A 7,701-nucleotide genomic window follows, 5' to 3' on the forward strand; every position below is an offset into this window, starting at 1 on the left:
CGGGCTGTCCCGATCCGCCCCGCTCCGGCCGGAAGGGGACACGGACCGGACGGCGGCACTGGTCGATGCCGTCCGGCTCCGACTCGCCGAGACGGGCGCTCGGCCGACCGCCGGATCCGTGGCCGCCGCCCTGCGATCGGCCCGCCCGCCGCTGGGCGGCGGGGACACCCTCGACGCCGTCCGGCGGCTGCGCGCCGAACTGATCGGCGCCGGTCCACTGGACCAGCTGCTCTCCGCACCCGAGGTCACCGACGTCCTGGTCAACGCGCCGGACCAGGTCTGGGTCGACCGCGGCGCGGGCCTGGAACGGGTGCCGAACATCCGCTTCCCCGACCCCGACGCCGTCCGGCGGCTCGCCCACCGGCTGGCCTCGGCAGCCGGACGACGGCTCGACGACGCCCGGCCGTGGGTGGACGGCAGACTGCCGGACGGCACCCGGCTGCACGCGGTGATCCCGCCGATCGCCGCCGGATGCACCCACATCTCGCTGCGGACCAGCCGCCCGCAACCCTTCACCCTGGACGACCTGGTGGCCTGCGGATCGCTGCCGCCCACCGGTGCACAGCTCCTCGCGCAGGCCGTCAGGGCCCGGCTCTCGGTGCTCGTCAGCGGCGGCGCCGGCACGGGGAAGACCACGCTGCTCTCGGCGTTGCTGGGCCTGGTCGCCCACCACGAGCGGATCGTCCTGGCCGAGGACTCGTCCGAACTCAGGCCCGACCACCCCCATGTGGTCCAGCTGCAGAGCCGTCCACCCAACCAGGAGGGCCTCGGCGAGCTCACCTTGCGGGATCTGGTCCGGCAGGCCCTTCGGATGCGTCCGGACCGGGTGGTGGTCGGAGAGGTGCGCGGCGCCGAGGTGGTGGACCTGCTGGCTGCCCTGAACACCGGGCACGACGGGGGTTTCGGAACCGTCCACGCCAACTCCGCCTCCGATGTCCCCGTCAGGCTGGAGGCGCTCGGCGCCTTGGCAGGCCTGGACCGCCCGGCGCTGCACAGCCAGCTCCGAGCCGCGCTGGACGTGGTGGTCCACCTGGCCCGCGACCCGGCAACGGGTACCCGCCGGGTCACCGCCCTGCACACCCTCACCGACGACGACCACGGACTCGCCCGGACCACGCTCGCGGTCGGGTTCGGCCCGGACGGCACCAGCGTGCCCGGACCCGGATGGGACGGACTGCGGCAACGGTGCGAGGCCCGCGGCGTCGAGCTGCCGAGGAGCCTGCGATGACCGACCGCCAGATAGCTCTGCTGTGTTCGGTGTTGCTCTGCGCGGTGGCAGGGACCGCCTGGTGGCTGCTGCGTTCGGCCGTCAGGGGGATCCGGTGACCCCGGCCCCCGCGGTCGGGACGCTACCGCTCATCGCGGGTATCGGAGGCGTCGTGGTGGGCTTCCGGATCGGGCTGGGCGGCCTACGGCAGCGAGCCCGGGCGAGGCGCCGCACCCGGCTGCTCCTCGGCCGCGTCCCCGCCGCCGGTTCCGGCCTGTCGGCTCGAGCCGTACGGCTGTGGGGGCGGCTGTCGGCCACCCGACCGCGGTGGCTGGTACCCGAGCTGCTTCTGTTGCCCACCGGCCTGCTGCTGGGCGTGCTCGCCCGCTCGTCCGTACCGGTACTGGGCGCACTCGCCAGCATCCGGCCACTCCACGGCTACCGGCGCCGACGTCGGACGAGAGTCGAGGCCGGGCGCAGGTCGGCCGCGGTGATCGACCTCTGCGCCGGGCTTGCCGCCGAGCTGCGCAGCGGCGCGACCGCAGGACAGGCACTGGAGGCCGTCATCGCCAGAGCCGGGGCACGGCTGCGCCGCAGCCTCGGGGCGGAACCGGCCACCCGGCTGGCCGCAGCCCCGTACGGCGCCGATGTACCGGCGGCTCTGCGGCTGGTGGCAGAGCTGCCCGGCGGCAGTGGTGCCGCGGCGGTCGCGGCCTGCTGGCAGGTCGCCACCGAGAGCGGGACAGGCCTGGCTGCTGGGCTGGAACACGTCGCGGACGCGTTGCGGGCCGAGCGGGCCCTTGCAGAGGAGATCGCCGGGGAGCTCGCCGGGCCGCGGGCGACGGTCGCGATGCTCGCAGCTCTACCCCTGGTCGGGATGCTGCTCGGGTTCGCGCTCGGTGTGCAGCCGGTGCGGATCCTGCTGCACACCCCCGCGGGGCTGGCGTGCCTGCTCGGCGGGGTGTTGCTGGAGGCGGCAGGACTGTACTGGACCGCGCGGATCATCCGGGGAGCGGAGGCCGTGCAGGGCGCCGAGCCGCTACGGCACGGGGCCGGCGAACGGCGTGTGGTCGCAGCAGGCTCCGGCGCTCCGTCGGGGTGCGGGCTGGCCCGTACCCGGGCCGTGCTGGTCAAGGAGCCGAGTTGATCATCGCGTCGCCCTCGCCCGGTGCCCCCTGGCGGCATGCCGTGGCGCTTCTGCCGGTCGGGCTGATCGCAGCGGCCGGACTTGCCGGGCTGGCCGGCACGGCCGTCCAGGCCCATCGGGTCGTCAGGAGGCGCGAGGCCCGTGCCCGAGCGGCGTGGATCCTGCGGCCAGGTCGGTCCTTCCGACCGCAGCGGCGACCGATTCACCGCTGGGTGCGCCGTGCCGGGTCGCTGCAGGACGGGGCGGGCGCGGTGTTGGCGAACCGCTGGGTTATGCCACTGGTCGCGCTGCTCGGGACGGCCGCCCTGCTCGGCGGCCGGTTGGGCCTGCCGGCCGGAACTCTGGTCGGACTGGCCTTGTGGCGGTGGGCGCCCGCGATCCGCTCGCCGTCCGCCCGCCGAGCTGCACGCGAGCAGGATGGCATCGTCCGGCAATTGCCCCTGACCGCAGACCTCTTGGCCGCATGCCTGGGCACCTGCCCGTCACCGGCCGAGGCCGCGGCGGCAGTCGCCCGGAGCGTCGGCGCCCCCATGAGCACACGCCTCGGGGGAGTGGCGGCACAGCTCTCCCTCGGCGCTGCGCCGGAGGACTGTTGGGGGCAGCTGGCGGCCGACTGTCCGCCACTGGCCCCGCTGACCAGATGCCTGATCCGCACCAGTCTCAGCGGTGCCCCACCCGCCGAGGCACTGAGCGGACTCGCCCACGCCCAACGAGCCGCGGCGAGCCGTGCGGCACATGCCAGAGTCCGCCGGGCGGGGGTCCTTGCGACCGCACCGCTCGGGGCGTGCTTCCTGCCGGCCTTCGTCCTGATCGGTGTCGTCCCGGTCGTGGTCGGACTGACCACCCTCTTCGCCCGGCGGATCTGACGGCCGGACCGGAGCCGATGCCGAGCCAGATACCCGGCCAGCAGCCCGGCCGGCCGACAGCCTCCTACGACTGTTGAAGGAGCTTCGCCATGTCCCAGATCCAGGGTCCGCGCCAGCTGTCCCACACCCTGAGCCGCGTCCTCGGACGCCTGACATCCTGGCCTCGGTCCGGGCTGCGGCGGATGAGGGCGGGCGGCCGGGACGCCGGCATGACCACCGCCGAATACGCCATCGGAACGGTCGCCGCCTGTGCCTTCGCGGCGATCCTGTACCGGGTGGTGACCAGTGACACCGTCTCGGGTGCGTTGTCCGACGTCCTCGACCGGGCGCTCCATGCGGTGTGACCGACTGCGCCGGTCGGGACGGGACGCCGGGTACGTGACGGCCGAGACCGCGGTGGCGCTTCCAGCGCTGGTCCTGCTCGCCGTGATGCTCGTGTGGGGGGTGGTGGCTGCCGCGGGGCAGATCCGCTGCGTCGACGCGGCCAGGGTCGCCGCGCGGGCTGCCGCCCGCGGTGATCCCGATGCGGAGGCGCTGGCGAGGCAAGCGGCCCCGGCCGGAGCCGAGGTCCGCGTGGTGACCGACGACCGGACCGTCCGGGTCACGGTGGATGCGCCGTGGCCCGGGCCAGGGAGCCTGCGAGCCCTCCTCGCGGTGCGGCTCGGGGCGAGTGCGGTCGCGGCGCGTGAGGACGTCATCGGTTCGGACGGAGGAGGCGCCGCATGGCCGTCCTGAGTGGGAGGCCGACACGGATTCGGGTGCCGATGCCGATACCGACGCTGATTCGGAGGCCGACGCCCAGGCGTGCCGGAACAGGCTGGGCCCGAGCCGGCTGCCGGTTCCGCGCCCGACGGGCCACTCGGTGGGGCGCCGCGGCCGCGGACCGGGGATCGGCGTCCATCTGGCTGGTTGCCGTGGGCCTGCTCGGCTGTGCCCTCTTCGCCGTCAGCGTGGAGGTCGGGGCGGTGGTCGCAGCTCGGCACCGGGCCGAGTCCGCGGCCGATCTGGCGGCGCTGGCCGCCGCCGACCGTCTGCTGATCGACCCGGACGGAGGCTGCGGGCACGCGGCGCTGGTTGCCCGACTCCAGGAGGCCGAACTGGTGTCCTGTTCGGCCTCGACCGAGGACGACAGCGTCGAGGTGAAGGTCCAGGTCCCGGTGCGAGGGCTGTCCGTGCCGGTCGGACCGGCTACCGCGCGGTCACGGGCCGGCCCGGTGTGGGCGATGGGAACGGGGGCGGTCGAATCCCGGACGTACCCGCTCCCGCCCGACGAAACACCCGCCAAGACGCCCGTCAAGGCACCGGCCAAGCCGCTGGCCCACGGGCCGGCTCGGGCCCAGAGTCCGCTGGGACCGCCCGGCCAGGGGCCAGCAGCGGCCGACCCACCCGCGGCCTGCCTGGTTCAGCCCGCCGATCCGTCCACCGGTTGCTCGGCCGCCGATTGCTCCACCGCAGGCCGCTCCGCCGGTGGCTGTTCCTCCCCCGCCCGCACCGCCGTTGCCTGGTCCGTCGTCGTTGCCCGCGCGTCGTCGTTCGGCCGTGCCCCGCCGGAGGCCTCCCGGTGGTTCGGCGCACCCGCCAGCAGGATGCCCAGCAGGCGGACGGCCGCGGCCTTGTCCAGCGGGTCGTTCCCGTTGCCGCACTTGGGCGACTGGACGCACGACGGGCAGCCGCGCTCGCACTCGCACGCGGCGATGGCGTGGCGGGTGGCGGTCAGCCACTCCACCGCCCGCCGGAACCCGCGCTCGGAGAACCCGGCGCCGCCCGAGTGGCCGTCGTACACGAAGACGGTCGGCAGGCCGGTGTCCGGGTGGAGCGGCACGGACACGCCGCCGATGTCCCAGCGGTCGCAGGTGGCGAACAACGGGAGCAGACCGATCGAGGCGTGCTCCGCAGCGTGGGCGGCGCCGGGCAGTTGGTCGACGGGGATGTCGGCGTCGAGCAGCTGGTCCTCGGTGACGGACCACCACACGGCCCGGGTTCGCAGAGTGCGGGGAGGAAGGTCGAGCTTGCTCTCGCCGAGGATCTCTCCGGTGGAGATCCGCTTGCGCAGGTACCCGACCACCTGGTTGACCACCTCCACCGACCCGAAGCTGAGCCGGGCCTCGCCCCACTCCTCGGTGGTGTCGGTGGACAGGATCGAGATGGAGGTGATGTCCCGGGCGGCCGTGGTGTAGGGCGGGTCGGCCCGTTCGACCAGGGCGACCGAGGTCTCCAGGTCCAGGTCCTGCACCAGGTAGCTCCGGCCCTGGTGCAGGTGGACGGCACCGGTGTGCACGGTGGTGTGGGCGGCTGCGGCGTCCACGGTGCCGAGCAGTCGGCCGGTCGGCGCCTCGACGATCTGAACGGGGTTTCCGCCGCTGCCACGCAGGTCCACCCGGTCGGCTGCCCGCTCGCGACGGGTCCAGTACCAGGAGCCGTCCGTGCGGCGCCGCAGCAGGCCACGTCGTTCCAGCACGGGGAGCAAGGGAGCGGCGGACGGGCCGAACAGGGCCAGGTCGGGCTCGCTCAGCGGGAGCTCGGCTGCGGCGGCGCACAGATGCGGGGCCAGCACGTGCGGGTTGTCCGGATCCAGCACGGTGGCCTCGACCGGGGTCGCGAACAGTGCCTCCGGGTGGTGCACCAGGTAGGTGTCCAGCGGGTCGTCCCGGGCGATCAACACGGCGAGCGCGCCCTGGGCCTCGCGGCCCGCTCGCCCGGCCTGCTGCCAGAGCGAGGCCCTGGTACCCGGGTAGCCCGCCATCAGCACGGCGTCCAGGCCCGACACGTCGACACCGAGTTCCAGCGCGGAGGTGGAGGCCACCCCGAGCAGCCGCCCGGACTGGAGGTCGCTCTCCAACGCCCGCCGTTCCTCGGCGAGGTACCCGCCCCGGTACGCGGCGACCCGCCCGGCCAGCGGGCTGCCGAGCTGGTCCTGGGCCTGGAGCGCGACCAGTTCCGCGCCCCGCCGGGAGCGGACGAACACCACGGTCCGGGTGCCGGCCTGGACCAGCTCGGTGAGCAGGCGCCCGGCTTCCGCCGTGGCGGTGCGCCGGACCGGGGCGCCGCGCTCACCGACGTTCTCGGTGAGCGGCGGTTCCCAGAGCCCGAAGACCAGCGGGCCGCGGGGGGAGGCGTCGTCCGTCACGGCCACGGCCGGCAGACCGGTGAGCCGCTCGGCGGTGGCGGCCGGCTCGGCGGTGGTGGCCGAGGCGAGCAGGAAGGTCGGGTTCGAGCCGTAGCGGGCGCACAGCCGCCGCAGCCGACGCAGCACCTGGGCGACGTGCGAGCCGAAGACCCCCCGGTAGCTGTGGCACTCGTCGATGACGACGTACTCGAGCGCCTTGAGGAAGGAGGACCAACGAGGATGGGCGGGAAGGATCCCCCGGTGCAGCATGTCGGGATTGGTCAGCACGTAGGAGGCGTACTGGCGGACCCACTCGCGTTCCTCGCCGGGGGTGTCGCCGTCGTACAGCGCCACCCGTACCCGGCCGGGCACCAGCTCCGCCGCGCGCCGGCGCTGGTCGGCGGCCAGGGCCTTGGTCGGGGCCAGGTAGAGGGCGGTGGCGCCGCGGCCGTTGCGGGCCTCGGTGCCGTCGAGCAGGGCGCTCAGAACGGGGGCGAGGTAGCCGAGCGACTTGCCGGAGGCGGTACCCGTGGCGATCACCACGGACCGGCCCGACCGGGCGAGGTCCATGGCCTCCGCCTGGTGCGTCCAAGGCTGCGACACGCCAACGGCGGCGGCGGCCTCCACCACTTCCGCGCGGATTCCCTGAGGCCAGGGTGCGTAACGTGCGGCGCGGGCGGGCAGATGCTCCGTATGGGTGAGGCGGTCCGCTCGGCCCCGGTCGGTGGACAGGGTCTCGAGCAGAGCCTCGGGCTGGTGATGACGGGGCGGCATGAGGACCCAGTGTGTCACCGGCGTGACGGAGAATCGCCCTAAGCCATCGTGCGGGCATGGTCACAAGTGGTTGAATGAGGCCGTGACGGCCGCATGGCCGAGGGTCGCAAAGTCGAGGCCGAGCCGCGGCTTGCCACGCCCCTGGCCTGCGACCACGCGGTGGCGGCCACCTGGCCGAAGATCGCAATGACGTAGCAAGGCAAGGTGCTGGAGGTTCCGTGGACCTGTCCCTGTCGACCCGTACAGTCGGCGATCGCACGGTCGTCGAGGTTGGCGGCGAGATCGATGTGTACACCGCCCCGAAGCTGCGCGAGCAGCTGGTCGAGCTCGTCAACGACGGCAGCTACCACCTGGTCGTCGACATGGAAGGCGTTGACTTCCTGGACTCGACCGGCCTCGGTGTGCTGGTCGGCGGCTTGAAGCGGGTGCGGGCGCACGAGGGCTCGCTGCGCCTGGTGTGCAACCAGGAGCGAATCCTCAAGATCTTCCGGATCACCGGTCTGACCAAGGTGTTCCCGATCCACACCTCTGTGGAAGAGGCTGTCTCGGCGACCGACTGATCGCTCTCCGGATACCGGCGGGGGGGGGGGGGGGGGGCCGC

General features: G+C 74.1%; 7 protein-coding genes and 1 pseudogene. 7 read left to right on the top strand and 1 reads right to left on the bottom strand.

The features are described from left to right. Positions 1-4 precede the first annotated feature (4 nt). The 6 genes and pseudogenes from AA75_RS27420 to AA75_RS48020 form a co-directional block, all read left to right on the top strand. A complete protein-coding gene (locus tag AA75_RS27420) occupies positions 5-1,228 on the top strand; it encodes a TadA family conjugal transfer-associated ATPase (RefSeq protein WP_051813505.1) in 1,224 nt (407 codons plus the stop codon). Positions 1,229-1,322: 94 nt separating this feature from the next. Beyond that, positions 1,323-2,354 carry a type II secretion system F family protein gene (locus AA75_RS27425; RefSeq protein ID WP_063794448.1) on the top strand — a complete coding sequence of 344 codons (1,032 nt, stop codon included), beginning with the start codon at positions 1,323-1,325 and terminating at the stop codon, positions 2,352-2,354. Between the two features lie 272 nt (positions 2,355-2,626). Then, entirely contained in the window at positions 2,627-3,220 is a 594-nt protein-coding gene (locus AA75_RS27430) for a type II secretion system F family protein (RefSeq protein ID WP_149038410.1), read from the top strand. Between the two features lie 89 nt (positions 3,221-3,309). Then, a complete protein-coding gene (locus AA75_RS27435) occupies positions 3,310-3,564 on the top strand; it encodes a DUF4244 domain-containing protein (protein WP_051813481.1) in 255 nt (84 codons plus the stop codon). Positions 3,565-3,598: 34 nt separating this feature from the next. Continuing rightward, complete coding sequence (locus AA75_RS27440; RefSeq protein ID WP_304441499.1) at positions 3,599-3,955, top strand: TadE family type IV pilus minor pilin; 357 nt, start codon at positions 3,599-3,601, stop codon at positions 3,953-3,955. Positions 3,956-3,984: 29 nt separating this feature from the next. Next, positions 3,985-4,422, top strand: a pseudogene (locus tag AA75_RS48020) (Rv3654c family TadE-like protein); the annotation flags it as partial. A gap of 200 nt (positions 4,423-4,622) precedes the next feature. On the opposite strand, the gene AA75_RS27445 reads toward AA75_RS48020, so the two are convergent. Continuing rightward, positions 4,623-7,100, bottom strand: coding sequence for a DEAD/DEAH box helicase (locus AA75_RS27445; RefSeq protein ID WP_082526866.1), 2,478 nt, complete (start codon positions 7,098-7,100; stop codon positions 4,623-4,625). A gap of 218 nt (positions 7,101-7,318) precedes the next feature. Between AA75_RS27445 and bldG the strand changes: the two genes are divergently transcribed. Continuing rightward, positions 7,319-7,660 carry an anti-sigma factor antagonist BldG gene (gene bldG, locus AA75_RS27450; protein ID WP_033822951.1) on the top strand — a complete coding sequence of 114 codons (342 nt, stop codon included), beginning with the start codon at positions 7,319-7,321 and terminating at the stop codon, positions 7,658-7,660. Positions 7,661-7,701: the final 41 nt, after the last annotated feature.

The sequence above is a fragment of the Kitasatospora sp. MBT63 genome (genome assembly GCF_000710465.2).
Classification (GTDB): domain Bacteria; phylum Actinomycetota; class Actinomycetes; order Streptomycetales; family Streptomycetaceae; genus Kitasatospora.